The 24,970-nt window shown below is 52.8% G+C and carries 20 protein-coding genes and 1 pseudogene; 8 read left to right on the forward strand and 13 right to left on the reverse strand.

Going from position 1 to position 24,970, the window contains the following annotated elements:
* From RCCS2_RS17425 to RCCS2_RS17440, 4 genes and pseudogenes are all read left to right on the forward strand, one after another.
* On the forward strand, positions 1–1,245 hold a 1,245-nt coding region (locus RCCS2_RS17425), incomplete at its 5' end, for a TRAP transporter large permease (RefSeq protein ID WP_008236773.1).
* A pseudogene (locus RCCS2_RS17430) lies at positions 1,242–2,476 on the forward strand (malonyl-CoA decarboxylase). The gene RCCS2_RS17425 and the pseudogene RCCS2_RS17430, both read left to right, overlap by 4 nt.
* Before the next feature lie 11 nt (positions 2,477–2,487).
* Positions 2,488–4,005, forward strand: coding sequence for a malonate--CoA ligase (locus RCCS2_RS17435; RefSeq protein WP_008236779.1), 1,518 nt, complete (start codon positions 2,488–2,490; stop codon positions 4,003–4,005).
* Positions 4,006–4,183: 178 nt separating this feature from the next.
* Positions 4,184–5,434, forward strand: coding sequence for an NADH:flavin oxidoreductase/NADH oxidase family protein (locus tag RCCS2_RS17440; protein WP_008236780.1), 1,251 nt, complete (start codon positions 4,184–4,186; stop codon positions 5,432–5,434).
* A 26-nt stretch (positions 5,435–5,460) separates the two neighbouring features.
* Here the strand turns inward: RCCS2_RS17440 and gdhA are convergent, their stop codons facing one another.
* The 3 genes from gdhA to RCCS2_RS17455 all read right to left on the reverse strand — a co-directional run bounded on the left by gdhA (position 5,461) and on the right by RCCS2_RS17455 (position 9,065).
* Positions 5,461–6,810, reverse strand: coding sequence for an NADP-specific glutamate dehydrogenase (gene gdhA / locus RCCS2_RS17445; RefSeq protein ID WP_008236782.1), 1,350 nt, complete (start codon positions 6,808–6,810; stop codon positions 5,461–5,463).
* Between the two features lie 34 nt (positions 6,811–6,844).
* Complete coding sequence (locus tag RCCS2_RS17450) at positions 6,845–7,327, reverse strand: pyridoxamine 5'-phosphate oxidase family protein (RefSeq protein WP_008236786.1); 483 nt, start codon at positions 7,325–7,327, stop codon at positions 6,845–6,847.
* 88 nt (positions 7,328–7,415) lie between these two features.
* Complete coding sequence (locus RCCS2_RS17455) at positions 7,416–9,065, reverse strand: acetolactate synthase large subunit (RefSeq protein ID WP_037294522.1); 1,650 nt, start codon at positions 9,063–9,065, stop codon at positions 7,416–7,418.
* Positions 9,066–9,211: 146 nt separating this feature from the next.
* On the opposite strand from RCCS2_RS17455, the gene RCCS2_RS17460 reads away from it, so the two are divergent.
* A complete protein-coding gene (locus RCCS2_RS17460; protein WP_008236790.1) occupies positions 9,212–9,553 on the forward strand; it encodes a DUF3140 domain-containing protein in 342 nt (113 codons plus the stop codon).
* Positions 9,554–9,563: 10 nt separating this feature from the next.
* On the opposite strand, the gene RCCS2_RS17465 is transcribed toward RCCS2_RS17460, so the two are convergent.
* Together RCCS2_RS17465 and RCCS2_RS17470 are read right to left on the reverse strand one after the other, a co-directional pair.
* Positions 9,564–10,766 carry an MFS transporter gene (locus RCCS2_RS17465; protein ID WP_008236791.1) on the reverse strand — a complete coding sequence of 401 codons (1,203 nt, stop codon included), beginning with the start codon at positions 10,764–10,766 and terminating at the stop codon, positions 9,564–9,566.
* 5 nt (positions 10,767–10,771) lie between these two features.
* A complete protein-coding gene (locus RCCS2_RS17470) occupies positions 10,772–11,413 on the reverse strand; it encodes an NAD(P)-dependent oxidoreductase (RefSeq protein WP_008236793.1) in 642 nt (213 codons plus the stop codon).
* A 154-nt stretch (positions 11,414–11,567) separates the two neighbouring features.
* On the opposite strand from RCCS2_RS17470, the gene RCCS2_RS17475 reads away from it, so the two are divergent.
* A complete protein-coding gene (locus tag RCCS2_RS17475; protein WP_008236794.1) occupies positions 11,568–11,903 on the forward strand; it encodes a hypothetical protein in 336 nt (111 codons plus the stop codon).
* A 63-nt stretch (positions 11,904–11,966) separates the two neighbouring features.
* Here RCCS2_RS17475 and RCCS2_RS17480 read toward each other — a convergent pair whose 3' ends face one another.
* From RCCS2_RS17480 to RCCS2_RS18030, 4 genes are all read right to left on the reverse strand, one after another.
* A complete protein-coding gene (locus RCCS2_RS17480; protein WP_008236795.1) occupies positions 11,967–12,536 on the reverse strand; it encodes a glutathione peroxidase in 570 nt (189 codons plus the stop codon).
* Positions 12,536–12,718 carry a hypothetical protein gene (locus RCCS2_RS17485; protein ID WP_008236796.1) on the reverse strand — a complete coding sequence of 61 codons (183 nt, stop codon included), beginning with the start codon at positions 12,716–12,718 and terminating at the stop codon, positions 12,536–12,538. Before RCCS2_RS17485 ends, RCCS2_RS17480 begins: the two co-directional genes overlap by 1 nt.
* An 11-nt stretch (positions 12,719–12,729) precedes the next feature.
* The gene (gene ubiG / locus RCCS2_RS17490; RefSeq protein ID WP_008236798.1) at positions 12,730–13,452 is read right to left on the reverse strand and encodes a bifunctional 2-polyprenyl-6-hydroxyphenol methylase/3-demethylubiquinol 3-O-methyltransferase UbiG; all 723 of its coding nucleotides are present in this window, start codon (positions 13,450–13,452) and stop codon (positions 12,730–12,732) included.
* A gap of 218 nt (positions 13,453–13,670) precedes the next feature.
* Positions 13,671–17,069, reverse strand: a complete 3,399-nt coding sequence (locus RCCS2_RS18030; RefSeq protein ID WP_008236807.1) for an ExeM/NucH family extracellular endonuclease — start codon at positions 17,067–17,069, stop codon at positions 13,671–13,673.
* Positions 17,070–17,600: 531 nt separating this feature from the next.
* On the opposite strand from RCCS2_RS18030, the gene RCCS2_RS17500 reads away from it, so the two are divergent.
* Positions 17,601–18,470 carry a bifunctional allantoicase/(S)-ureidoglycine aminohydrolase gene (locus tag RCCS2_RS17500; RefSeq protein ID WP_008236808.1) on the forward strand — a complete coding sequence of 290 codons (870 nt, stop codon included), beginning with the start codon at positions 17,601–17,603 and terminating at the stop codon, positions 18,468–18,470.
* A gap of 146 nt (positions 18,471–18,616) precedes the next feature.
* Positions 18,617–18,811, forward strand: coding sequence for a hypothetical protein (locus RCCS2_RS18240; RefSeq protein ID WP_008236810.1), 195 nt, complete (start codon positions 18,617–18,619; stop codon positions 18,809–18,811).
* A gap of 279 nt (positions 18,812–19,090) precedes the next feature.
* Here the strand turns inward: RCCS2_RS18240 and RCCS2_RS17510 are convergent, their stop codons facing one another.
* The 4 genes from RCCS2_RS17510 to RCCS2_RS17525 all read right to left on the reverse strand — a co-directional run bounded on the left by RCCS2_RS17510 (position 19,091) and on the right by RCCS2_RS17525 (position 24,926).
* Positions 19,091–20,221 (reverse strand): hypothetical protein, encoded by a 1,131-nt coding sequence (locus RCCS2_RS17510; protein ID WP_008236815.1) that lies wholly within the window; start codon positions 20,219–20,221, stop codon positions 19,091–19,093.
* A gap of 69 nt (positions 20,222–20,290) precedes the next feature.
* The gene (locus RCCS2_RS17515; RefSeq protein ID WP_198007065.1) at positions 20,291–22,045 is read right to left on the reverse strand and encodes a phosphate ABC transporter substrate-binding/OmpA family protein; all 1,755 of its coding nucleotides are present in this window, start codon (positions 22,043–22,045) and stop codon (positions 20,291–20,293) included.
* A gap of 23 nt (positions 22,046–22,068) precedes the next feature.
* On the reverse strand, positions 22,069–23,157 hold the full coding sequence (locus RCCS2_RS17520; protein ID WP_008236819.1) for a BMP family ABC transporter substrate-binding protein: 1,089 nt from the start codon (positions 23,155–23,157) through the stop codon (positions 22,069–22,071).
* A gap of 335 nt (positions 23,158–23,492) precedes the next feature.
* Positions 23,493–24,926 carry a nucleobase:cation symporter-2 family protein gene (locus RCCS2_RS17525; RefSeq protein WP_008236821.1) on the reverse strand — a complete coding sequence of 478 codons (1,434 nt, stop codon included), beginning with the start codon at positions 24,924–24,926 and terminating at the stop codon, positions 23,493–23,495.
* Positions 24,927–24,970: the final 44 nt, after the last annotated feature.

A 24,970-nucleotide genomic window follows, 5' to 3' on the forward strand; every position in this document is an offset into this window, starting at 1 on the left:
GCACTTGGGTTGCTGATCGTCTCAACCGGGTTTCTGCTGATTTTCGACGGGTTACGCTCGCTTGAACTGATCCCTGAAATCCTGTTCGGAAAGCTTGATAACTTCGCGCTTTTGTCGATCCCGATGTTCATCATTATGGGGTCGTCCATTGCATCAACCCGCGCCGGTGCTGATCTTTACGAAGCGCTGGAACGCTGGCTGACACGCGTGCCCGGTGGCCTTGTCATTTCCAACCTTGGGGCCTGTGCCTTGTTTGCAGCAATGTCCGGGTCCAGCCCGGCGACCTGTGCGGCCATCGGAAAGATGGGCATCCCGGAAATGCGCAAACGTGGCTATCCTGATGGTGTGGCGGCGGGTTCCATCGCGGCGGGCGGCACGTTGGGTATTCTTATTCCGCCATCTGTCACGATGATCGTTTACGGCATCGCGACAGAAACCTCGATTGGTCGTCTTTTTCTTGCGGGCGTTCTGCCGGGCCTTTTGCTTGTTGCGCTTTTCATGATCTGGTCGCTGTATTCAACGTGGCAGTCTGGCGACAAGCAATTGCTGTCGACGCGAACCTATTCTTGGAAAGAAAAGTTTGAAATTCTGCCGCGGGTCTTACCGTTTCTCGCGATCATCGTTGGTGTGCTTTATGCCATGTATGGTGGCATCGCGACGCCATCTGAAACTGCCGCGGTTGGCGCGCTTCTTTGCCTGTTGATCGCGATGATCATCTACAAGCTTTGGAACCCCAAGGATCTGTGGGTCGTTCTGCGCGACAGCACCAAGGAAAGCGTGATGATCATGTTCATCATCGCCGCGGCTGGTGTCTTTTCCTATATGCTGTCAAGCCTGTTCATCACCCAGGCGATTGCCGAATGGATTGGAACGCTGGATGTAAACCGCTGGGTGCTGATGACATTTGTCATGCTGTTTCTGTTGGTTGCTGGCTTCTTTTTGCCACCTGTAGCTGTGATCCTGATGGCGGCACCGATCTTGCTGCCGATCATCACAACGGCTGGTTTTGATCCTATCTGGTTTGCGGTTGTTCTGACGATCAACATGGAGATTGGTTTGATATCCCCACCGGTCGGTTTGAACCTTTATGTGATCAATGGCATCGCGCCTGACATCTCGCTCAAGACCATCCTGAAGGGATCGCTTCCTTTCGTGGCGTGCATGGTGATTGCAATCATCCTGCTTTGCTTCTTTCCCGGCATCGCCACATGGCTGCCTGACTTCGTCATGGGAGAAGCGGTATGAGCTACTTCGGTGGCTTGATTTCCACTATATTTGAGCGGCGCTATCAAAAGGCGCTTTCAGAGGAGGTCGACAGCCGCACAACATCGGATTTGTGTGAGGACCTGCTGAGCAGCCATGGGGAGGTGTCAGGCGGAACGCTGGCGCGCAACCTGTTGGACCGCTACGCGGCGATGAACAAAGACGAGAAATCGGCCTTTTTTGAGTTTGTGACCCATCAACTCGAAATCGACCCCGATGGCGTTATCAGCGCGCTGGAGGCTTACAAAGATAAACCCAGCAAAAGTACCTATCGTGCTTTTGCACTTGCCTGTGAGCCGCGACGCCAAGAGTTGGCAAGACGGCTTAATCAAGTGCCCGGTGCCACCGGTCGGCTGGTTCAGATGCGCAAAGATTTGCTGGGCATGATGCGGGAACAGCCTGATCTGGAACCTTTGGATGTGGATTTCAAGCATTTGTTTGCGTCATGGTTCAATCGCGGTTTTCTGGTGCTCCGCCCAATTGACTGGGCAAGCCCGGCGAACATTCTTGAAAAATCATCGCTTATGAAGCGGTACATGAAATTGACAGTTGGGATGATCTTCGGCGCAGGCTAAAGCCCACAGACCGGCGTTGCTTTGGCTTTTTTCACCCGTCGATGGCTGATGAGCCGCTTATTTTCGTTGAGGTGGCACTGACCAAAGGTGTGCCAAGCTCTGTCCAGGATTTGCTGACGGATGATCGGGACGAGATTGATGCAGAAGACGCCGATACGGCTGTTTTCTATTCGATTTCCAACTGCCAAGCGGGACTTGCCGGCATTTCCTTTGGTAATTCACTTATCAAACAAGTTGTCGCGGATCTGGCAAAAGAATTGCCGGGGCTTACGACATTTGTGACGCTGTCGCCGATCCCCGGCTTGAACAAATGGCTTGAAGAAACAGGTGTCGACGCTGTGAAAAGCGCTGATGATCAGGCATTGGCGGCCTATTATCTGCTGAACGCCAAAAGATCAGACGGCATGCCATATGATCCGGTCGCGCGGTTCCATCTTGGCAATGGCGCTTTGGTTCATGCTGTCCATGCCAACGCAGATGTTTCGCCCAATGGGCGTAGGCAATCGAACGGGGCAATGGTGAACTATCTTTATGACCTGACCCAAATTTCACAAAACCACGAGAAATTTGTCGGTGACCAAACTGTCGTCGCATCCGCAACCGTGAAAACACTCAGCGGATCAGTGACCAAAAGCTAAGGAAGTTGAACATGGCAAACCCTTTGTATGATACACTTTTCGGGCAGCACAAAGGTAAGACAACGCCATTTCTTGAGTTAGCCGATGGCACGATCATTTCGCACAATGCGTTTCTTGAACTGGCAGCACAATATGCCCATGTGTTTGCCCAACTTGGGGTAAGGCCTGGCGACCGCGTCGCCGTGCAGGTCGCAAAGTCCCCACAAGCTTTGGCCGTCTACGCCGCCTGCGTGCAAGCCGGTATCGTCTTTCTGCCCTTGAATACAGCCTATACGGCTGATGAAGTTTCGTATTTTGTCGAAAACAGCGGTGCGCGGGTCGTTCTTTGTGACGAACGTCGATCCGAGGCCTTGGCACCCGTTGCGAAAGCAGCCGGTGCAGTCCTTGAAACGATGAACACCGACGGACGCGGCAGTTTTGCGACGCAGGCAAAGCTTATGTCGCCAGAATTCAAAACCGCTGACCGGTCCGAGGATGATTTGGCCGCCTTCCTTTATACGTCTGGGACGACAGGGCGTTCCAAGGGGGCGATGCTTACGCAAGGCAATCTGCTTTCAAACAGCAAGACACTGGCCAATGAATGGGCGTTCACATCCGATGATGTTCTGCTTCATGCGCTGCCCATTTTTCACACGCATGGGCTGTTCGTGGCGACGAACATTTCGCTGCTTGCCGGTAGCAAAATCTTTTTCATGCCAAAATTTGATTTGGATGTGATTATTGACCGCATGCCGACTGCGACAACGATGATGGGCGTTCCCACATTCTATACACGTCTGTTAGAGGATGCACGGTTCACCAAGAAATTGGCGCAGGATATGCGGCTGTTTGTTTCTGGCAGTGCACCGCTTCTTGCTGAAACCCATGTGCAGTTTGAAGAGCGTACCGGCCACCGCATTCTTGAACGCTATGGCATGACAGAGACAAACATGAACACGTCCAACCCATACAACGGTGAGCGTCGCGCAGGCACCGTTGGCTTTCCACTTCCGGGAATTGAAATCAAGATCACTGACAGTAATACCGGAGCGACCCTTCCCCAAGGCGAGATCGGCGAAATCGAGGTACGGGGTCCGAACATTTTTAAGGGGTATTGGCAAATGCCGGAAAAGACCGCCGAAGAGCTGCGGGAAGATGGGTTCTTTATTACCGGTGATCTTGGGCAAATTGATGAGGACGGCTATTTACACATCGTCGGGCGCAACAAAGACCTGATTATCTCGGGTGGGTACAATATTTACCCCAAAGAGATTGAACTTTTGTTGGATGCAGAAAAAGGCGTTCTGGAAAGCGCCGTTATCGGTGTTCCGCATCCTGATTTTGGCGAAACGGTCGTGGGTGTTCTTGTTGCCGAAGGCGAAGCGGAACTTGACCTTGATGCGATCAAGAAAAATATCGGCACCTCGCTTGCACGCTTTAAACATCCACAAAAGCTGATCGTGCTGCCAGAACTGCCACGCAACACGATGGGCAAAGTTCAAAAAAAGGCATTGCGCGAAGACTATAAAGACTTGTTTGCCCCTGCATAAGCTTGTGAAACGGTCAGTAGCCGCCCTGCCCTAGCCGTAGATCAGACATTCGCAACTTTGACGAATGGAACCCCTAATCCGTTGGTAAGCGACGCAAAGTCATCAGACTGATTACCTTGTGCTGCAAACCGGCATGCCCACATATCTGTGACCGCCAAGCGCAGGAATTGAGATATAGATGACCACATCACCTTCACCCGCCCATGCACCGACCCTGTTCAGCCCGTTCGATGAGGGCGGAAAGATCGGTGCACCCAACCGGTTCTTCAAATCCGCCATGAGCGAGGTAATGGCGGTGCAGGGAGAGCATTTGCCGACGCAAGCACACAACCGTGTCTATGCGCGGTGGGCTGCTGGCGGTACCGGCATTCTGGTCACAGGCAATGTGATGATCGACAAAACGGCGTTAGGCGAACCCGGCAATGTCGTGCTTGAAAACGATGCACATTTGGACCGGTTTGCGTCATGGTCTGATGCTGTACATCAGGCCAATCCCGATGCGCGCTTTTGGATGCAAATCAATCATCCCGGCAAACAAAGCCCCAAGTTTTTGACACCACAGCCGGTCGCACCCAGCGCGGTTCCTTTGGGTGCCGGGCTTGAGGCTGCCTTTGCTACGCCAAAAGCACTAGTCGGTGAAGAAATCACCGATTTGATCAAACGCTTTGCCACAACAGCGGGGCTGGTCCAACGTGCAGGGTTCGATGGTGTGCAGATACACGGCGCACACGGATATCTTGTCAGTCAATTCTTGTCGCCACACCACAACCGCCGCACCGACCAATGGGGTGGCAGTGCTGAAAACCGGCGCCGGTTCGTGCTTGAGGTTTACCGCGCTGTCAGGGCCACTGTCGGGCCTGATTTTCCGGTATCTATCAAGATGAACAGCGCTGATTTCCAGAAAGGCGGATTTGAAGGCGACGAAGCCTATGATCTGATCGCGGCACTGTCTGCCGAAGGGATTGACCTGATTGAAATCTCGGGTGGTAATTACGAAAGCCCGGCCATGACGGGTGTCAAACAATCAACAACGCGCGAGGCATACTTCCTTGATTTTGCTGCAAACGCCAGAAAGCACACCAGTGTTGCCCTTGCCGTCACCGGCGGCTTTCGTTCAGTCGCGGCAATGGAAACAGCATTGGTATCTGGGGCGACGGATTTCATCGGCATTGCGCGTGCTTTGACGCTGGATCCCGAACTGCCGCAACATGCCGCAGCCAACCCGGATTACACTTGCGATGTGGGGCGACCAAGCACCGGTATTAAATCGCTCGACAAGATGTTTATGATTGCAGTGTCATACTATGAAACCCAAATCAGGCGGTTGGGCGCAGGATTGGAACCAAATCCGAAAATGTCTGCATGGCGTGCCGTCGCGCAAAGTGCCAAAGCCTTGGGTTTGGCGGCATTTCGCAAGCGGCGGGCATGATCACGCGGGCCAGAACGTACAACGCTCTAACCGACACCTTGGGCAACCATTGCATCCGCTACTTTTCGGAAACCGGCGATATTCGCGCCCTTGGCATAATCGACCTTGCCGTCTTTTTGTCCTTCAGCGACGCATGATGCGTGAATGTCAGACATGATATTCTGCAGTGCGTTATCAACTTCGTCGGGCCCGCTTGATTGGCGCTGACGGTTTTGGCTGATTTCTAAACCGGATACGGCGACACCGCCTGCATTTGCTGCTTTGCCGGGTGCGAAAAGAATATCTTTGTCGCTCAATACCTTTTTCGCGTCCGCCGTTGTTGGCATGTTGGCGCCTTCAATAACGGCCTTGATGCCGTTCTTAGCCAAGGTTTTTGCATCCTGTTTGCCCAGCTCGTTTTGGGTGGCGCAAGGTGCTGCGATGTCAGCTTTCAAAGACCAAGGCGTTTCGCCTTTTGCCCATTTACCACCAAATGCATCAACATAAGCGGCCAAACTTGCACCGGCCTTTGCCTTGTGCGCGCGCACCCAGTCTATCTTTTCCTGCGTCAGCCCATCTGCGTCATACACGAAACCAGAACTGTCAGAGAGGCTGATCACCTTTGCGCCCAATGCAACTGCCTTTTCAGCTGCATATGTAGCGACATTGCCTGCCCCCGAGATGATGATCGTCTTTCCATCAATGCTATCGTCATGGGACTTCAGCATGTCCGACAGAAAATACATCACCCCATAACCTGTTGCTTCGGTCCGCATAGCACTGCCCGCGAATGCCTCACCCTTGCCGGTCAGAATACCTTCAAACTTGCCTTGAATGCGTCTGTAGGCACCAAACAGATAGCCAATCTCGCGCGCGCCAACATTGATGTCCCCTGCCGGCACGTCGATGTCTGGCCCGATATGGCGATGCAGTTCTTGCATGAAGGCCGTGCAAAAGCGCATGATTTCTGCATCTGATCGCCCGGTCGGATCAAAATCTGACCCACCCTTAGCACCCCCCATCGGCAACCCGGTCAAGGCGTTCTTGAAGGTCTGTTCAAAAGCTAAAAACTTTAGAACGGATGGGTTTACTGTGGGATGAAACCGTAAGCCGCCCTTATAAGCCCCGATAGCGCCGTTAAATTGCACGCGATAGCCGCGATTGACCTCAACCGCGCCCGCATCGTTTTGCCAGGCAACCTGAAACGAAATTACACGTTCAGGCTCTACCAACCGTTCGAACACATTTGCCTTTTTATAAGGCTCTGACTGGTCGATGATCGGCTTGATGTCCGCCATCACTTCTTCCACTGCCTGATGAAATTCCGGCTGGTGCGGTGCGCGGTCATTCAGGAATGCCTGCAGGTTTTCGTGATGCGTGCTAAGTGAGAAACTCATGTTTTTTTGGGCCTTTTTGCGGGGCGTCCTTTAATCAAGACGTTTGAAGCTTTTCATTGTCACCAAGGTTCGGCCCATCATCTGAGAAAAAGGCGCGTGTCATCTCTGCGGCGATTGCGAGGGTGCCTTTGCTGTTGTCCCAAAACTCAGCCTGGGTCGGTTCAGCTTTGATAATGGCGACATCAGCACCTTCAGGACCGTTTCCAAAAAAGACTTCGGCATAGGCATCCCAAAGTTCATTGATCAATGCCTTGTCACGACTAACAGTCGCTGTCGCGGATACCGATGCGAAAACCATGTTCTTCTGATCGGCAAAGCTAAGCCCGATTTCCTTATTCTCCGCGATCTCGAACAGCTTGGCGCTGTCGCCGTCCGTCATGAACTGGATCGTCTTTTTGTTCGTGTCGATATACGGTGCCATGGGGCGTGATCGCAAAACGTTGCCATCGACCGTCGTAACCATGCAGATCGGCGTGTCTTTCAGAATTTCCCAAAACCGCTTGTTATCAATTGTCATGGCGTTGTCCCTTTCATATCGCGTGAATAGACAACCGCCTTAGTCACATATGGTTCCGACCGTTCTGGACGCATGGCGATGCCACACCTCAGAATGTCTGATCTATGCTGCCAAGCCGCTTGGTCAACTCCATGTTTTCACGGTAGTCAATCGGGATCACGACCATCGCAGGTCCTTCATGATCCAGCGCTGTTTTCAGACAGTCCTGCAAATCAACCGACGCATCACAGGCCTGATGATGCCAGCCCATCGCATTGCACAATTGGGCCCAATCAGGATTATTGAAAGAAAGATCGGTGTGGGACCCAAAATCCTGTTCTTGTTTCCATGCGATCAGGCCATAGGCTTTGTCTTCCCAAACCAAAAGCGTGATGTCAGAGCCAAGGCGAGAGGCCGTTTCCATTTCCTGCACATTCATCATGATGTCACCATCGCCAAGGATCGCGAGTACCTTGGCAGATGGATCGGCGTGCTTGGCGGCAATCGCACCGGGCAATGGCATCCCCATCGAACAAAACCCGTTCGAAATCAGGCATGTGTTCGGTTCATGAGACTGAAAGTGCCGTGCCACCCACATCTTGTGCGCACCAACCCCCGACAGCAAAATATCATGTGCACCCAGAACAGCGCGCGCATCTGCGATTGCTTTCTGCGGCCTAATTGACCCTTTGGTTTCGTCGTCTGCGTATTGTTTGAATTCATCCATCATCTTTTGGCGCAGTTTCTTCTGCGCTGTCAGATCATATTGCGGTGTCCCGTCGCGCTGGATGCGCTTGTTCAGCGCGCCAAGCCCATGCGCCAAATCACCAATGACTTCCACAATGGGCTGATAATGAATGTCGCTTTCGGCAGGATCGAAATCCATATGGATAATATCAAGATCGCATTTTTCGTTCCACTTTGCTGGCCCATATTCAACCGGGTCATAACCCACGGTCAGCACCAGATCTGCCGCGTCGATTGCCAGCTGGGGAAAATCACGCTGCCCCATCCCCACGGTAAACAAACACTGCGGATCATCCAAATCCAGCGCGCCTTTTGCCATAAAAGTCATCAGCGCACCGATCCCTGTGGCATCGCACAATGCCCGCAGTTCCCTGCTGGCCCGGGTCCGGATCGCGCCATTGCCTGCAATGATCAGGGGCGATTTTGCAGACCTTAGCCGATCCCAGACCTCATCAATAATCATGTCGTCGGGCACAGGGCGCCGCACGCGCGATAGTCGCAACACGACGGCGTCTGTGTCCATGGCCGCCACGTCTTCGGCAAGTTCGATATGGCACGCGCCCGGCTTTTCGGTGACCGCCAGTTTGATAGCCTTATGGACGATTTCGGGGATGTTATCAGGATGATTGACAGCACAGTTCCATTTGGTCACCGGGCGATACATTTCGACCACGTTCATTACCTGATGGCTTTCTTTATGCTGTCTGGTCAATGCACCCTGGCCGGTGATCACCAGCAGCGGTGCGCGGTCCATGTTTCCGTCGGCGACCCCCGTGATCAGGTTTGTGGCACCGGGACCCAAGGTGCCAAGACAGACGCCAACCTTGCCGGTAAGGCGGCCATAGACGCTGGCCATGAAAGCGGCACCCTGTTCATGACGGGTAAGAATAAATTCGATGGAGGACGCCTCTAGGGACTTCATGAAATCCGCGTTTTCCTCTCCGGGAACGCCGTAGATGCGTTCTACGCCTTCAGCCTCAAGGCATTTCACAAAAAGATCTGAAGCTTTCAAAACAATGGTCCTCTACTATGCCGTTATTAACTGCGCACGTTACCATTAGTTCCGCAATTTGATGCCGCATTGCGGTAAATGGCAAACCTTGGGGGGAACCAACGGCCGCATAAGCGGTTTTGCCACTGCAACATGGGAGGCACATAATGTCATCTTCGAAATCGCATGAAGAAATCTGGGACGAGTGGCGCGAGCTTGTTAATCTGTCGCCAAGCGCGCTTGAAGATTGGTTAGACACCGACGCGTCAAAGTCTGTTGGTGACAATGATGGCAGCGAAAGCACCGGCCACAAGTCAGGGCGACGGATCGTTGAAATCAAACGGACCAACAAGGATGATCTGAGCGACGATCAATGGGATCACATGGCAACTGTCGTAGGCTATATCAAACGACATTTGTCGCAAGGTGGACCTGACAACGATGTTGAAAACTCTGCGTGGCGGTATTCGCTTATGAACTGGGGGCATGACCCGTTGAAAGACGATTAGAGCGCCCCGCTCACTCCGCTTGAACTTCGGATAATTGCCAGGCTGTCACCATCGCAAAGCCACTCAGCACTGCAAGGATCAGCAGTACAAGCCCGGGACCAAACGCATCCGCAACAAAACCAAGCAAGCCGCCAAACACAAGCATCACCCCGATCACCGTGTTGGACAGCGCTGTGTAGACGGCAGTGCGACCTTCCGCATCCATATCGGTTAAGTGCGTCTTCCGCCCGGCGCGCGCGCCTTCATATGCGATCTGCGCCATGAATATAAGAATGGGGATCAAGTAGTCACTGCCAACGCCCACCCCTGCAAAACCGCTTAATGCTGCCATGACGTAAGTCACCGCCGCAGCACCGCTTGCCACGATAAGCGTTTTCCGGCTCGACCGGTCAGACAACGCGCCCCACACATAAGACGATATGATCGACGCGAGCGCGGATGCGATGATCAGCACGCCTAAGTTGCCCAGCGCCCCACTGCTCAGGTTACCCAGCATAACAAGGAACGGTGGCGCCAAAGCCGTCGAGATAAGAAGACCGCGCGTCGCGATATAGGTTTGCAGTTCTTTGTCGTCCCAAAGTGGCTGCACAAGTTCAGGTAAAGTCGTATCATTATCATCGCGCGCATCGGCGTCAGGTTCTGACAGCCGCGCAAAAAGTGCCGCTGCCGCAAGCCACAACAGACCCGCCAGAAAAACCGCGAATGCGACTGCAGCGGGTTCGCGTGGCCAGATGCCAAAACTAAGCAATATGGCAAATATGAAAACGACCGTAGCGGCAATGGTGCTCGCCGTGCCGGATACCTTGCCGCGATTGCCTTTTTCGACCGTTCTGGCAAGGATATCCTTGAAACTGGCGGAACAGGCCGCGCGCGCGACGGCAAGAACGGCAAGACACAGCAGAATGACCCAACCTGCCACCGGCCCGGACAAAAAATAAGCTGCGGCTGCAATGCCGGCCGCTGCGGCACCTTGCACCGCCGACCCTGTCACCCAGAACCATTTACGCTGACGGCGTGCTTCTATCTTTTGCGCCAGGAACAATTGCGGAAGCAATGAACCAGACTCGCGCACCGGCACCAGAATACCGATGATGTATCCCGGTGCGCCAATTGCATTCAGCAGCCACGCAAGGACAAGTTTCGGATCAATCAGCCCGTCGGCTGTTTTTGTCAGAACAAGCGAACTTATGTGGATCAGGTATGGTCGGTTCATCAGCTTTAGCGCGCAAGAACAACGTCGCGCCGCATATCGTCGTCTGATGCAGCGGCATCAACCAGATACGTGGCAACATCCGCCCGCGATATCAGCCCATTACGCCACTGCTTTTCATCCCTCAACACACGAAAATTCCCGGTCTTGGCGTTATTGGTCAGAATGACCGGACGCACAATTGTCCAATCAAGATCACTGGCCATGATCAGTTCTTCCTGCCGGTCTTTATCAGCGTAGGGTCTGCCAAGGATCGCGCGATGCCCCAACCGTTCTATGCGGCTCATCGCGGCCTTGCTGCGCCCGGCGCCAAAGCCGGTGACGACAACCAAACGTCTAATGTTTTTTTGCTGCATTTGGTCGATCAAAATGCGGCTGGTGTCGGAAAATAGTGTCACCTCTTGCCAAAGCATCGCAATGCTTTCCTTGATGCCGAGGGCGTAAATGACCGCATCAACACCGTCCAAAGCGCGGGCGATATCCTCGGCGATAAGGGCATCGCCGACCCAAGGTTCCAACTGTGGTTTTTTATCAAGCGTATCGGCGCTGCGCCCGAATGCACGCACATCATAACCACGCGACAAAGCGTTGTCGCTTGCAAGTTTCCCGATACCGGACGTTGCACCAAGAATAAGAAGGCGTTTGTTCAATTTTTGATTCCTCGAAAAAGAGTGGTGATATTTTCATCGGGTCTTGCGCTGTATCCTCGCCGTTTCAACCCGGTGCTCTATTTGTGATGCATGAACTAATGCAAACTGCCTTGGTTCCAAGGAACTCAGCAGGGTACCGTCAGAAATAGGCCAGATGAACACACGCACTACGCCGTCGCTTTTTGAAGCACGTGATGACCACCAGGACGCTGTCGCGCACTATTTGCGGCTTACGCGACAGGTGTTGCCGCAGCTTGCGCGGCAACATGGCGCGCAATGGCCTGTGAAACATGATCACTGCTTTCAAAGGATTGTGCTGGATACGATCTGCGGCGGCGTTTGGTATGATTACTTGGCGCGCCCGGCTTACAAGCACATCAACCAACAGCAGGCACGCCGCGCGGTTCAATTATGCGAAGACATCATAGCGAAAAGGGTCGATATTCACGCGCTGAACCAACAATCCCTCATTTGGAGGGGCAAGGTGTGACGGCATCAGGACAAGGCTTAATCAACCAATTCAGTGGAGCCTTATCCCTAATAAGGTTCTTGATCAGCCAGAGACGTCAGACAACAACTCTTCAATCTCTTGAGTGATTTGATCGGAGAGTGGGCTGACGCGTGCCGCGAAGGTGTCAACAAGGCGTCCGTCGTGATCAAGCAGTACTTTGTTGAAATTCCACCTTGGAACAAACCCCGCCTCTTGGCGCAGTGACTGATAAAAGGGATGGGCATTGCGCCCTTTCACGCCGGTGATCACCGTCATTGGCATATCAATGCCGTACACCAGTTCACAAAAATCTTTCACCTCTGCATCGCTGGACAGTTCTTGGTTGAAATCATCTGACGGGACGGCCAGCACGACCAGACCTTGATCGCGATACTGGTCATAAAGCGTTTGCAGGTCACGGTATTGATCGGTGAAAGCACACATAGAGGCTGTGTTGACCACAAGAACAGGCTGCCCTTCCCATTGCGACAAGGCAAGCGTTCCACCGTCGATTGATCCAAACGGTGTATCGCGGTCCAGTGCCAAGGTCGGACCTGCCGACACGATAAGCAGCCCTGTCAGAAACGCGCCGACGGTGGCCTTAAGACGACGGAAAGGTAAAGTCGGGCGCATCAGTTCTGCAGGTCATCAAAGAATGCATGATAGCGTCTGTGCTGTGATCCATCCTTGCGCAGGTTCAGATCGCCACGCTGCTCGACCTGCTGTGGGCGTTGTGTGTTTTGCGCCATCAACGCAAGGTGCTCACACATCCGGTCAAAGCGGATCGTGGGGTCGTTGGATGTTTTGTTGTCCATCGTTCTTCTCCTCATTCAGGTGCTGAAAGGGGTTTTTGTGCTGTCCCCATGAAAATAATGAATGTGCCGGGCACACGGCCAAAGACAAAGTCGCCACGCCGATTGATCCCGCGCGGTCCAAGGCCCGCGGTTTTTCCCGGCACCAGCCCGGCGCTTTCGAGTTGGTCTTTCAGCTCTGACGGTTTGATGAACATCTGCGGGTCATGGGTGCCCTTGGGCAGTATGCGCAGCACATCTTCGGCAATTGTGATCGTGACGAAACGCGCGATCGGATTGCGGTTAATGGTGTCATAAAACAGCGTGCCACCCGGACGCAGGACGCGCGCGATCTCGGACACCACTTTGCCAAGGTCCTGAACATGCTCCAAAACATCCACGCATACGATCGCATCAAAACTGGCATCATCATAAGGCAACGCTTCACCCACACCCACATCATAGCGAATATCGCGCTGTGTCAGTTCTGCGTGGGCTTTGGCGGACGCAATCGCATCTTTGGCCGGGTCAATTCCCACGACAGTTGCGCCACGTTCATCCAAAGCCTCGGCCATGAAACCACCGGCGCACCCCAGATCAAGCACGGTCTTGCCTTGCCAGTCGGCCATTTGATCAAACCAGGATAACCGCCCCGGCACCATATTCTTTAATGTGCGCACCCAGCGGATGTCGTCAGACCACCATTGGTCAGCAACATCATCATAGATTGCAAGATTGTTTCGGTGACCACCGGACATTTGAACCGCTCTCGTTGACTGCGCTTTACAAGCTAGGCCATCGCTTTGGTTTTCAAGTGGTACGGATTATTGCCCTCGGGGTAAGTCGTGGGGTGGGACGCCTTCCTCAGATTTCGCCTTTAGCAAAGTCCGCGCTGTTTTGTTCCGCATAATGGGTCAGAAAGGTGTCTGAGTCCTGCCACCGCATAACGGTGACAGGCATTTATTTTGACCTTGGGTCATACAAAGACAAAATCGTTTGCGAATACGATATCATCAAATTCGAACACACCAATCAGGTCAATTCTGTCGTGCCCACCCTCAAGTGTGATCCGGACAGATCCACCGGCCTCGCGGACGTTTGCGATTTCGGCACCGCCAAGGTCGATGATGTCTTCCGTCACGTCAAAATCCAGAATGGTGGTCCTGTCCCGCGACCCGTTCTCTGCGAACGCGGCTGAAAAGACAAAGGTATCTGCCCCATGGCCACCCCAAGACAGATCACGTTTGCCATTGCCGCTGATGATCGTGTCATCACCTGCACCGGCAATAACGAGGTCACTACCACGTCCGGCGTCAATCTCATCATCGCCACTGCCTGCAAGGATTTTGTCACGCCCGCGCCCGCCGCTGATCAGGTCATCGCCGCCGCCAGCGAAGATGAAATCGCCGCCTTTCTTGCCATCAATGTCATCCCGCCCCTCGGTGCCGAACAAGAAGTCCCGGCCGTTTGTGCCTGCCACCTGATTATAGACCGGATCAAATTGGAAGCTGACAATCACCGGATCATGGTCGGAATTGCGGTTCGGACTGTCACCATCGAAAAGTGCGGGATCGCGCCCAAAATCAAGATTATAATCCAGCGCGTCTGCCTCGTCAGCGTTGATATGCCATTCGGTGACACCAACAACATTGTCGGCCAAGGCGTCATTGGCCAACGCGTAGTCCAATGTGCCGATTTGGCCGTCAAACACGAACGAATAAGCGGCATCCCCCAATTCCGCTGCCGCCAGATCGGTAAAGCCTGCGTCTGCCAGAACCGTCAGCGGGTCTTCTTTAGCGTAAGCATTCAGGTCACCCAAAATCAGCGTATTCTCTGACCCTTGGCCGGTCGGATCGCTGTTCAGCCAAGCAGCAAGGATATCGGCGGCCTCTGTTCTGGTCGCGTTGTTGTTGCCTTGCCCGTCGCCTTGGGCCTCATCAGCCTCAAGCCCCGAAAGTGATCCTTTGGATTTGAAGTGATTGACCGAAACAGTAATGGTTTGGCCGGTATCAAGATCCTCAAATGTTTGCGCGATGGCGGGGCGGTTCAAACCACGGCCAGCGTCCAACGGATCAATAAAGTCGCGCCCTTCGAAAGTTTCCAGAATGGCCATGTCACCGTTCAAACCGACTTCATCTACCTTGTAGATCAGCCCGTTGGAAATCGCGTCGCCGCCGACAAATTCCTGACCGGGATCAACAAAGGCATAGACCTCTGATCCTAATTCGGCATTCACCCGATCCACGATATCTTTGATCGCGAATGTGTCACCGGCAAAGTCATTTTCGATTTCAACCAGCCCAAGAACAGCCGCGTCAATGGCAACAATCGCATTTACAAGCTTGTCCGCCTGCCTTTCGAATTCTTCCAAAGAGTCAGCACCGCGAGGATCCGATCCATTGTCAGTCGTTACACCCGGCTCATCAATAGTAGTGAAGTAATTAAGCACATTCAGGCTGGCGACCTTGAAATTGCCGCCCAGTTCATCAGGCGTTTCGGGACGCGGGTTGGCCTGCTGATAATCACCTTCGGCAGCGTTGATGCGAAACTCGTCAAATCCATAGCTTACGACACCTTGAATAGACGAAATTGTGTCGCCCATGCGGAACGCATCATCGGCGGTCAAGACACCGTCATTGCCGTCAATGATATTCAGCACATCAGGGTTTTGTCCCGCTAACCCGTCATCCAAAACAATTTTGGCTGCGGCGATATCTTGTCGATGCTGTTCAAATCCTGCCACATCAGGCGCATTATCTTGGGTGAACTGCACAGGTCTGCCATCAGCGCTGACAGTGTATTCACCAAAGCGATCCAGATTGAACAATTCGGACACCGTCATGTCCTGCGCGACATTGACCAACATACCCTCATAAGCCTCGAGGTTTGCAACATAATTGCCGTCATCATCTTGCATGATATTGGCCGTCGGAAACGTGACCTCAACCGCGTCAGGCAGCATTTGGTCAGTGTCCAAGACAGCCGTCGTTGTCGCGGTGATCTGGGTCTGGCCAAAGTTTTCAGTCACAACCCCTGTGATTTCCACAAGATCGCCAACGTTCACATCTACCAGTGGGGCATTGCCATCGAAGATGAAAATCCCTTCCGAGCTTAGATCATTGAAATCATAATCAACTTCTTCTTCCTGAATATAGAACCCGTCCAGATCCCCCATGCTGCCAAACAAACCATTTTGAAAATCAGCCGTCACGATGGCGCGCACGGTCACAGTTTCACCTTCAAGCGCACTGCGGTCATCAACACCGACCTGCGCCAGATTGTCTGTGCCAACAGCGCCCTGAATTTCACTGATCAATGTGATTTCGGCAGGTGGTTCAATGGTGTTACTGGTGCCCGGTGTAGGCGCTTGCGCAATAAAATCACCGGTTGCGTCAGGTTGGCGCGCAACGGCATCGCCAATGGAATTGCCATTCGCGCTTTCATTGGCCTGCACTGTCTGCCCAAGTGCGGTCAAAAGTTCTGTGTCGTCGGCATCATTTGTTCCATAGACAACGGCATCAAGCAAATTGTCCGTTGTCGCCGCGGCAGGCGCAGGGCCATCATACAGGGCGACAGCATCAGCCCCGTTTTGCAAACCATTGGTGGTGAATTCTACCAGATCAACATTGGGCACATTGGCGGATCCGATAACAAAGAACCCGTCTGCATTGGTTGAAAGCCCATCCAGCGAAATCGTGTCATAAGCCGCATCGCCATTGCCATTATAAAGCACAACAGTCAGCCCATCGAGCGAGGCATTACCAATGCCGCCATCATAAATCTCGATAAACTCTGCGCTATCGGTGCCGTCTTGATCTGCGTCGACTTCGTTGATGACAAATGTGGGTGTGGCCACCACATCATCAAAAGATGCGGTTGGAAATGGCGTGGCAGCTGTTGCATTGCTGGCCTGATTGTCAAAGGCGTTTGGCCCTGAAAAGCTCCATTGTGTGATGTCAAAATCCGGGCTGGCGACAGCACCGGGATTACGTGCGGCCCAGCCATCCAGGTATTCCCAAGGCTGGCCGGTGCCATCCACATTGATATCGCCAAAGCGGTCGATCACAGCGCCGTTCTGAAACACCTCAATCGCGTCATCACCATTTACGGATAAAGCACCCGCGGTATAGTCGGGAGTAAACCCCATAAATTCTGTGAAACCGGGAACTTCGGACGAGATATAAATATATGTTCCAGCCTCGGCGGCCACGCTGGGGAAGGTAAATTCTTCGCCGTCCGAACCACCCCCATTATTCGCGGATCCAACACCATAAACCGAAAGATCGGCAATGTCGGCGGTCACAAAAATCTCGACCGCTTTTGGCAATCCGCCGGTCAATGGCCCATCCAAGACACCTGTAATAATCAATGACATATCATTCTCCCAAATTGGCGGTCGCATGCGCAAAGCTGACCGCAAAGACCATTAAGGCCCCGATATAGTGAAGCTTGACAGACAGGAACTGACGAAAGGGGCAACTGGTAACGGCCACATGCGTATCTTAAAACGGATCGCACGCAAAAACTGGTCTGCGGCTGCACTCCATGAACTGGTGCAAGAGAACCCTACGTTAGATTGAAAGACAATGGGTTACGTTAGTGCCTTGGCGAAATACCGCATCGGGACTGAAGGCAGGTCGAACCGCTTCATCGCGTACAATAATCTTGAGGTGTCCAAAACTGAATAATCTCCAGTTTTGTAGATACTTTCTTCCCTAATTTTGAGACAAGGAAGCCAATACGGAGAAGCCAAATTTCAGTAAAACTGGCGGCGATACTCGAATTTCATTGTTGCCCGATGACACATTATCAAAACAAACCGATAGGTCCTGTCACTGTTTGATGGGTGGCAACGCCCGATCCGTACCCGCATATTCGCAAGTAATATTATACAGCAGGAGCCAGCATGTCAGGCAAGTATTTCGCGCCTACCGGCGGTCACCCCGGTCAAGATCAGCTTCTAACAGATCGTGCCGTTTTCACGGACGCCTATGCCGTGATCCCGAAAGGGACGATGCGCGATATCGTGACTAGTTTCTTGCCCTTTTGGGATAAGACGCGGCTTTGGGTCATTGCCCGCCCGCTAAGCGGATTCGCCGAAACATTTTCACAATACATCATGGAAGTGTCACCCGGCGGTGGTTCAGATCATCCCGAAACGGACGCCCGTGCCGAAGCTGTGCTTTTTGTGGTCGAAGGCCAAGCGACCTTGACGGTCAACGGGGAAACCCATGTTCTTGAATCGGGCGGCTATGCATTTTTGCCGCCTGGTATCGCCTGGACATTGCACAATCAATCCGACGATATGCTGCGTTTTCACTGGATCCGCAAAGCATATGAAGCTGTCCCCGGTCTGGATCTGCCGGACGTCGTTATCGCCAATGAGAATGAGATCGCACCGACTGTCATGCCTGATACGGACGGTAAATGGGCGACCACGCGCTTTGTGGACCCAACCGACCTGCGACATGACATGCATGTCACTGTGGTGACCTTTGAACCGGGGGCAGTTATCCCGTTCCTTGAAACACATGTGATGGAACATGGGCTTTACGTGCTGGAAGGCAAAGCCGTTTACCGCTTGAACCAAGACTGGGTCGAAGTTGAAGCAGGCGATTACATGTGGCTGCGCGCCTTTTGCCCGCAAGCTTGCTACGCAGGTGGGCCGGGCAAGTTCCGCTATTTGCTGTACAAGGACGTCAATCGCCACATGGGCTTACCCGTCGCATCCGGGTCTAATACGCAGGCGTTTCCCCAAAAGGTAGCTGCCGAATAGCAGAGTTTGTCGGCAGCGACAGCGCCCGAACTTGGACCTTCTTCCCTTGCCTAGGTTCACCACTCACCTTGCCAAAGCGATGATGCAGATAGCATGATCTGCCGCTCTTTGGTCAATACCATTGGTATCTGAACGATGTGCGGAAGATGCTAGAAACGGATAAGCTACGCCTTACTTTGCTGATCTATACCAACACTGACACTGCAGGCGCCGCACGCGGGCTTGAGGTTGAACCGATCCTGATGGGTATGGGTCACCGCTGCCATATCGTCACGCCGGGGATAACACCGCGCGGACTAAATATGGCAGGGTCGGATGTCCTATTACGGCTCGTCAACTGATGGCCTGGACATCAGTGATGCAACACGTTTCTTCAAGTTCACCTTCTCTTTACGCAAGACATCGATCATGCCGATGTCAGCGTCACGCTGGCGTCGTGCCTCTTCCAATTGCGTTTCCCAGAAATTGACTTGGGACACCAAGGATTTCCGTTCTTGCTCGCGTCCAATTCGCCACGCGACCCAACCCAGTCCAAGGCCCAAGAGAAATGCGCAGGACATATATATCAGTACTTCAGCGGCGAGATTTGACACCATAATTTCCTCACATCTTTTTTTATGTTAGCGCTGCTGCCAACTAAATGTCGCTGTTGATCCCATTGACAGATCATCAATATCAGTGGTCTGGATTGCATTATGACCCATGATACCCATCGAGTTCGCCGGTAGCCCACGCGTACCAAGGAAATTGCGCAGTGCCGCCGCGCGCCCATTGCTTAGCGCAATAATATCCACAGCGTCCTTATCTTCATTTGTGTGCACAGCAATGGTTACGATCAGATCATTCTGAGCGCATTCGACAGCAACACGAGCGAGTGCTTCAAGCGCCGTGGCTGATGACGCAGCAATGGCATCGGTGTCATCAACAAATGTGATTTGTTGATCGGCAAAAACAGCGGTAGTACGCGCATTGCACTCGGCCACAATGGCCGGTTCTTCGACGGTGGCGATTTCATCGCTCGCATCGGGCTGGGTCAACGTATTTGGCACGGGCGGCTCTGGCGTTGCGGCGACCGCAACCATGGTTTCGGGCTCAGCGCTTGGTTGATCACGTTCATCTTGGGTCGCAGACGTCGCCATGCGTCTACGCACATCCGTTTCAATATTCGCAATCGGCGCATCAGGGACGACTAGCGCGCTGTTCGCGTCCTCTAGTTCGGCTATACGTTCGATGTAGCCATCGGCAATAGCCTGAAGGTCCGAAAGCTGTTTCTCAAGAGCGGTGACTGCCGCTTCGCTTTCATCGGCAGTCTTATTGGCACTGACCATCAGATCCTCGGTATTAGCCAGATTCTGGGTAAACTGCGCAACCTCTTCGCCAAGCAATTTAACCTGATCTTCAAGAGCATCATTTTCCAGTTGCAGCGCCTGCGCCACCTCTTCCGCTGAGGCGAAGCGTGCAAGTGCATCTGTGAGCGCGCCTTCCAGTCGCACGTTTTCGGTCTGCACTGATTCTAGGGTAGCGATCTGCGCTGCCTGCTGGGCTTCAAACCCGGCAATAGTCGTGAGGCTGTCAGCAACTTTGGCTTCTAACGCAGCGCGCGCAGCAACCTCTTCGGACCGTAGCGCCTCAAGAGCAATAAGCGCTTCTTGGTCTTGACCGACGGCGACTCTGCTTTCGATTGCTTGAACCGCCACAAAAAACAACGCCGCTGCCGCTGTCAAAATACCTGCGATAAGGAAAAGTCGCATTACGATTCACCCGAAACTAAATAAATGTCATTGGACGCAACATGCGCCCAATGACGACGTTAACAACTTTTACGCGCGTGGGCGAATCCAAACTTCCACGCGACGGTTTAGATCACGCCCGACAGATGTATCGTTACAGTTTACCGGTGCGATTGGCCCCATGCCAAAGATCGATACTGTTTCATCATCTAGAATGCCTGCATTTTCAGCAATTAAGACGTCTTTGACAGTTTGCGCGCGGCGTTCAGCCAACGCAATGTTGTTGTTGATCGTACCAACCGAGTCGGTAAATCCGAAAACAAGCACTTCATAGCCTTCGTATTCAGCAGAACGCACAATGCTAGATATGCGTTTGATATCGGCGATTGCTTTTGTGTCTAAAACAGCCTGTCCGGTTAGAAACCGAAGGGATGTCGAAAGCCGTTCCGCATTTGCGATCTCTGCCAAATAGGTACGCGTAACGTCGTCAGCGATACGACTGTCACCACTGGCAAGAACAGAGGTCAAAAGCCGACCACCCTGATCTTTGATTGGCAGAACGCGCAGTTCTTGTGCGATCAGGCCCTCGGCAGCAATAATTTGCTGTCCAAAGTCAGTTGCAATGAATTCGCTGATATTTTCAGCAATCTCTGGCATGTCACCTGTGACCGTCGTGTATTGGTTCCAACGCACCGTCAGAGGGTACTCTTCCGTTTGGATTGAGAAATCACTGTTATCAAAGAAAATGTCACAGCTTCCGACAAGGTCGAGCGTCTTCGTATCTTCGACCTGCGACCGGTACAGAACGCCCAGCGCATAAGGATCCGATTTGACGGCAGTATTGAGTTCTTGTGTTGTTTCAGCGATGTTGTGTCCGTCCGCCAAACTGGCATCATTCAGCAAACGCGCAGCCAACTGTTGGGTAACACCAGCACCTGGCGCCATCATATGCACATTGATCGCCGCATCCGCGCCGCCAAGTTCGGCCCAGTTTGTGACTTCGCCAGTCAGCACTGAACGCAGGTTTTCCAAGTCCAACACGTTAATCCGGTTGTCTGGGTTCGTAACAAAGCTAATTCCATCCAAGCCAACGGTCGTTTCGTTCAATACCGTGCTGACATCATCTGTCTCAACCCCGGTCATTTCGGCCAAGGCATCTGCTGAAACTTCATCCTGTGTCAACGCCATCGTGACACTGCCGTTCATCACAGCCTGAATAGCAGCTGATGTATCCATCTCAATAAGTTGGACGTTTGCCACTTCTTCACCTTGTTCGTTGCCGATCAAGATTGTCGATACGATGTCCTCACCTCCGACAAAACGCGTGACACCAAAATCTTTCGATGCTGCAAATTCAGCAATGATAGATGACAAAAGGCTGGCACCGTCGGTGTTGGAAACAGCAATGGCAAAGTTCGTTTTATCAACTGTCGTACTGGGGCAAGCGGCGCCCTTGCATGTCACGAATTCGCGCTGAACAGTAACCGATCCGTCGCCTGTTTGGATGACAAAATCTGCGGTGGTAACTTCCAATAGGGTTCCGCTTAGACTGAAAGACCCATCAAGCGAAACCAGTTCGACCTTGTTGTCATCAACAGCCGAGCTTGCGATCTCTTCGGCGGGGCAGCCATCGCCAAGACAGGACACGAATTCGCGCTGTACGATCAACTGGCCCTGAGGACCCTCTAGAAAATAGTTTTCGTCATCAAACGTAACTGAAGCACCCTTCATTTCGAAACTACCATCCAATGCAGTTAGGGTGACATCCGCATATGCTGCGGTCATCGGCGTTACGGCACCCAAAAAAAGCAAACAGGTAAGCTTTGCAGTCGATCTTGCGTTCATGTTGTTCAATCCTCGCATACTCATCAATTCCCACCCGACGGGATAACACTGGAAATCCCTTGTACAAAAAAGTCCATCTTCAGCAAGTCACGATCGCTCGCTGTTTCACCGGGGGCAAGCCAAGCCGAGCCGTCTTGGCGACGGATAGGACCGACAAAGGGGTGCGTTTGGCCACTGCTTAACCGTTCAACAGTATCTGACGCTTGCAGGAATGTACGGTTCGCCATCTGATCGGAAAATGCGCCCGCTGCAATAATTTCATCCGCAAATCCGCCCCACGTATTTTCGGTCTCCCACGTGCCATCCAACATAGCACCGATACGGCGTACATAGTATGGACCCCAGTTGTTGATCGTTGATGACAACGTTGCGTTGGGGCCATAAGCCGTCATGTCAGAGGCTTGACCAAAGGCAAAAGCGCCCAACTCTTCTGCAACTTCGGTTGGTTTGGTGCTGTTGGTATGCGCCAAAAGCACGTCCGCGCCATTCGCAATCAGGTCCCGCGCCGCCGCCTCTTCCTTTTCGGGCGCGAACCATGCGTTTAGCCAAACGACTTCAAACTCAACGTCTGGATTGACAGATTTTGCAGCAAGATAGGCAGCATTGATGCCACGCAAAACTTGTGGAATTGGAAAAGATGCCAGATATCCGACTTTGTTGGTTTTAGTCATCGTGCCGGCAATAATGCCTTGCGGAACGCGCCCCTCGTACCAACGGGCCGAATAGGTCGACAGATTTGCGACCCGCACATATCCACCGCAGTGTTCAAACTTTACATTCGGGGCCGCAAACGCAGCCTGCATCATCGACTGCATATAGCCAAACGAGCATCCGAAAATCATTCCGTAGTCAGCGGCGACCAACTGTTCCAGCTGTTCGGCATCACCATTGCCCCATTCTTTGACGTCCGTGAACGTATCAATTTGCACGGCATCACCATAGGCAGCTTTCGCCTGTTCAATGCCGCGCGCATGCTCAAAATTCCACCCAACATCGCCAGGTGTGCCATTCAGCATAAACGCTACTTTTTTGGATTCTTGCGCAAATGTCGAAGTACCGTAAGCTGATCCTGCGGCGGCCATCAATGCGATTGCATGTCTACGATTTATCATCACTATACTCATCAATTATGGAGATTATGCGGGCGCGATCCCGCAGCAAAACACTGCGTATACGCGGCCAGGCAAGGTGCTGTTTGGGTTTTGATGCAGGATTGGGCCATCAAATTTGGCACAAAATCATAAAGAGAATGTAGACACTGACGAAACATCACCAGGCGAACTCCGAACAAACACAAAACAGCAACTGTAGATTTTATCCCGTACTACGGTGTTTTTTGGCAGGCGAATTTATGTCAAATGCAAGGCTTTTGTATTTCCCCTTAGGGTTAGCTGTGCGAAAGGCCCAGTCCAAAGACCGGGCCTTCCTCTATTGCCAAGATCAGACTTTAATCCTTTTCAAGAGATCCTTCGCCGTGCCCTCGCATGCCACCAGATACTTCTTCTGTCGCTTCACCGGACAGTTCTTCCGGCAGGATCAGGTTCAACACGATGGCGATCAACGCGGCAGGCAGCAGACCGGATGTCATCAGAATGCGCAGTGTATCTGGCAGATACTGAACTGCTTTCGGATCAAGCTGCAAACCCAGACCAACCGACAAGGCAATCGCAAAGATCACCATGTTGCGCCGGTTCCATTTCACGTCTGACAGCATCGAAATACCGGCCGCCACAACCATACCGAACATCACGATCACACCGCCGCCAAGGACCTCGATCGGGATCGTGCGAATGACGGCACCCACTTTCGGGATCAGGCCACAGATGATCAGGAAGATTGCACCGATGGTGACAACATGACGGCTCATGACGCCTGTCATCGCGATCAAACCAACGTTCTGGCTGAAAGATGTGTTCGGGAAACCGCCAAAGATACCAGCCAGCGCAGAACCAACACCATCGGCATACGTCGCGCCAGTGATCTCTTTTTCGGTGGCTTCACGGCCAGCACCACCTTTGGTGATACCAGAGACATCGCCCACAGTTTCAACCGCAGATACGAATGCCATCAGGCAGAAACCGATGACGGCTGCAAAGCTGATCTCAAAACCGTATTTGAACGGGCTTGGGAACGAAACCAAAGCGGCGCGGTCCCAGCTTGTGGCGATGCCTTCAAAAGTGACCATACCCATGAGCAAAGCATAAAAGTAGCCGACAATAATACCGATCACGACAGCGGACACAGCCAACATACCCTTGGCGTAGAACTTCAACGCCAATGTTACGAAGACGACAACAAGTGCCGCAGACCAGTTCAATAGCGAACCGTACTCTGGCGAATTGATCGCAGGAACACCGCCGGCGGCGTATTGGATACCAACCTTCACGAGTGCGAGACCAATCATCGTCACAACCAGACCTGTGACCAATGGCGGCAAGGCAAAGCGGATCTTGCCAATAAATGTTGCAATGAACGCGTGGAACAAACCACCAATCACGACACCACCAAAGAGCGCAGGCATGGCTTCGACACCTTTACCAGCGACCAGAGGAATCATGATTGGAATGAATGCAAACGATGTCCCTTGTACGATTGGCAAACGTGCACCGACCGGACCAAAGCCGATTGTTTGAAACAGTGTCGCGATGCCCGCAAACAACATCGACATCTGGATCAGATACGTCATGTCAGGGAAACCCTGCGCGCCTGCGTCAGACCCAAAGCCGAAACCAGCGGCCCCGGCGATGATGATCGCTGGCGTGATGTTGGATACGAACATCGCCAGAACATGCTGGATGCCAAGTGGCACGGCTTTGTAAAGTGCTGGTGTATAATTGGGATCGCGCAGTTGCTCCGGGGTCCCGATGGAATTGTCAGCCATAGTTCATGTCCCTCCCTTTGGACGTATCTGCCAGTCTTTCCTTG

The organism is Roseobacter sp. CCS2 (assembly GCF_000169435.1).
GTDB lineage: Bacteria > Pseudomonadota > Alphaproteobacteria > Rhodobacterales > Rhodobacteraceae > Yoonia.

Excerpts from the sequence above, each read along its gene's own strand:
- RCCS2_RS17435 (WP_008236779.1), top strand. The coding sequence starts at position 2,488 with ATGGCAAACCCTTTGTATGATACACTTTTCGGGCAGCACAAAGGTAAG.
- RCCS2_RS17440 (WP_008236780.1), top strand. The coding sequence starts at position 4,184 with ATGACCACATCACCTTCACCCGCCCATGCACCGACCCTGTTCAGCCCG.
- gdhA (WP_008236782.1), bottom strand. The coding sequence starts at position 6,810 with ATGAGTTTCTCACTTAGCACGCATCACGAAAACCTGCAGGCATTCCTG.
- RCCS2_RS17450 (WP_008236786.1), bottom strand. The coding sequence starts at position 7,327 with ATGACAATTGATAACAAGCGGTTTTGGGAAATTCTGAAAGACACGCCG.
- RCCS2_RS17460 (WP_008236790.1), top strand. The coding sequence starts at position 9,212 with ATGTCATCTTCGAAATCGCATGAAGAAATCTGGGACGAGTGGCGCGAG.
- RCCS2_RS17465 (WP_008236791.1), bottom strand. The coding sequence starts at position 10,766 with ATGAACCGACCATACCTGATCCACATAAGTTCGCTTGTTCTGACAAAA.
- RCCS2_RS17475 (WP_008236794.1), top strand. The coding sequence starts at position 11,568 with ATGAACACACGCACTACGCCGTCGCTTTTTGAAGCACGTGATGACCAC.
- RCCS2_RS17480 (WP_008236795.1), bottom strand. The coding sequence starts at position 12,536 with ATGCGCCCGACTTTACCTTTCCGTCGTCTTAAGGCCACCGTCGGCGCG.
- RCCS2_RS17485 (WP_008236796.1), bottom strand. The coding sequence starts at position 12,718 with ATGGACAACAAAACATCCAACGACCCCACGATCCGCTTTGACCGGATG.
- ubiG (WP_008236798.1), bottom strand. The coding sequence starts at position 13,452 with ATGTCCGGTGGTCACCGAAACAATCTTGCAATCTATGATGATGTTGCT.
- RCCS2_RS18030 (WP_008236807.1), bottom strand. The coding sequence starts at position 17,069 with ATGTCATTGATTATTACAGGTGTCTTGGATGGGCCATTGACCGGCGGA.
- RCCS2_RS17500 (WP_008236808.1), top strand. The coding sequence starts at position 17,601 with ATGTCAGGCAAGTATTTCGCGCCTACCGGCGGTCACCCCGGTCAAGAT.
- RCCS2_RS18240 (WP_008236810.1), top strand. The coding sequence starts at position 18,617 with ATGCTAGAAACGGATAAGCTACGCCTTACTTTGCTGATCTATACCAAC.
- RCCS2_RS17510 (WP_008236815.1), bottom strand. The coding sequence starts at position 20,221 with ATGCGACTTTTCCTTATCGCAGGTATTTTGACAGCGGCAGCGGCGTTG.
- RCCS2_RS17515 (WP_198007065.1), bottom strand. The coding sequence starts at position 22,045 with ATGAACGCAAGATCGACTGCAAAGCTTACCTGTTTGCTTTTTTTGGGT.
- RCCS2_RS17520 (WP_008236819.1), bottom strand. The coding sequence starts at position 23,157 with ATGATAAATCGTAGACATGCAATCGCATTGATGGCCGCCGCAGGATCA.
- RCCS2_RS17525 (WP_008236821.1), bottom strand. The coding sequence starts at position 24,926 with ATGGCTGACAATTCCATCGGGACCCCGGAGCAACTGCGCGATCCCAAT.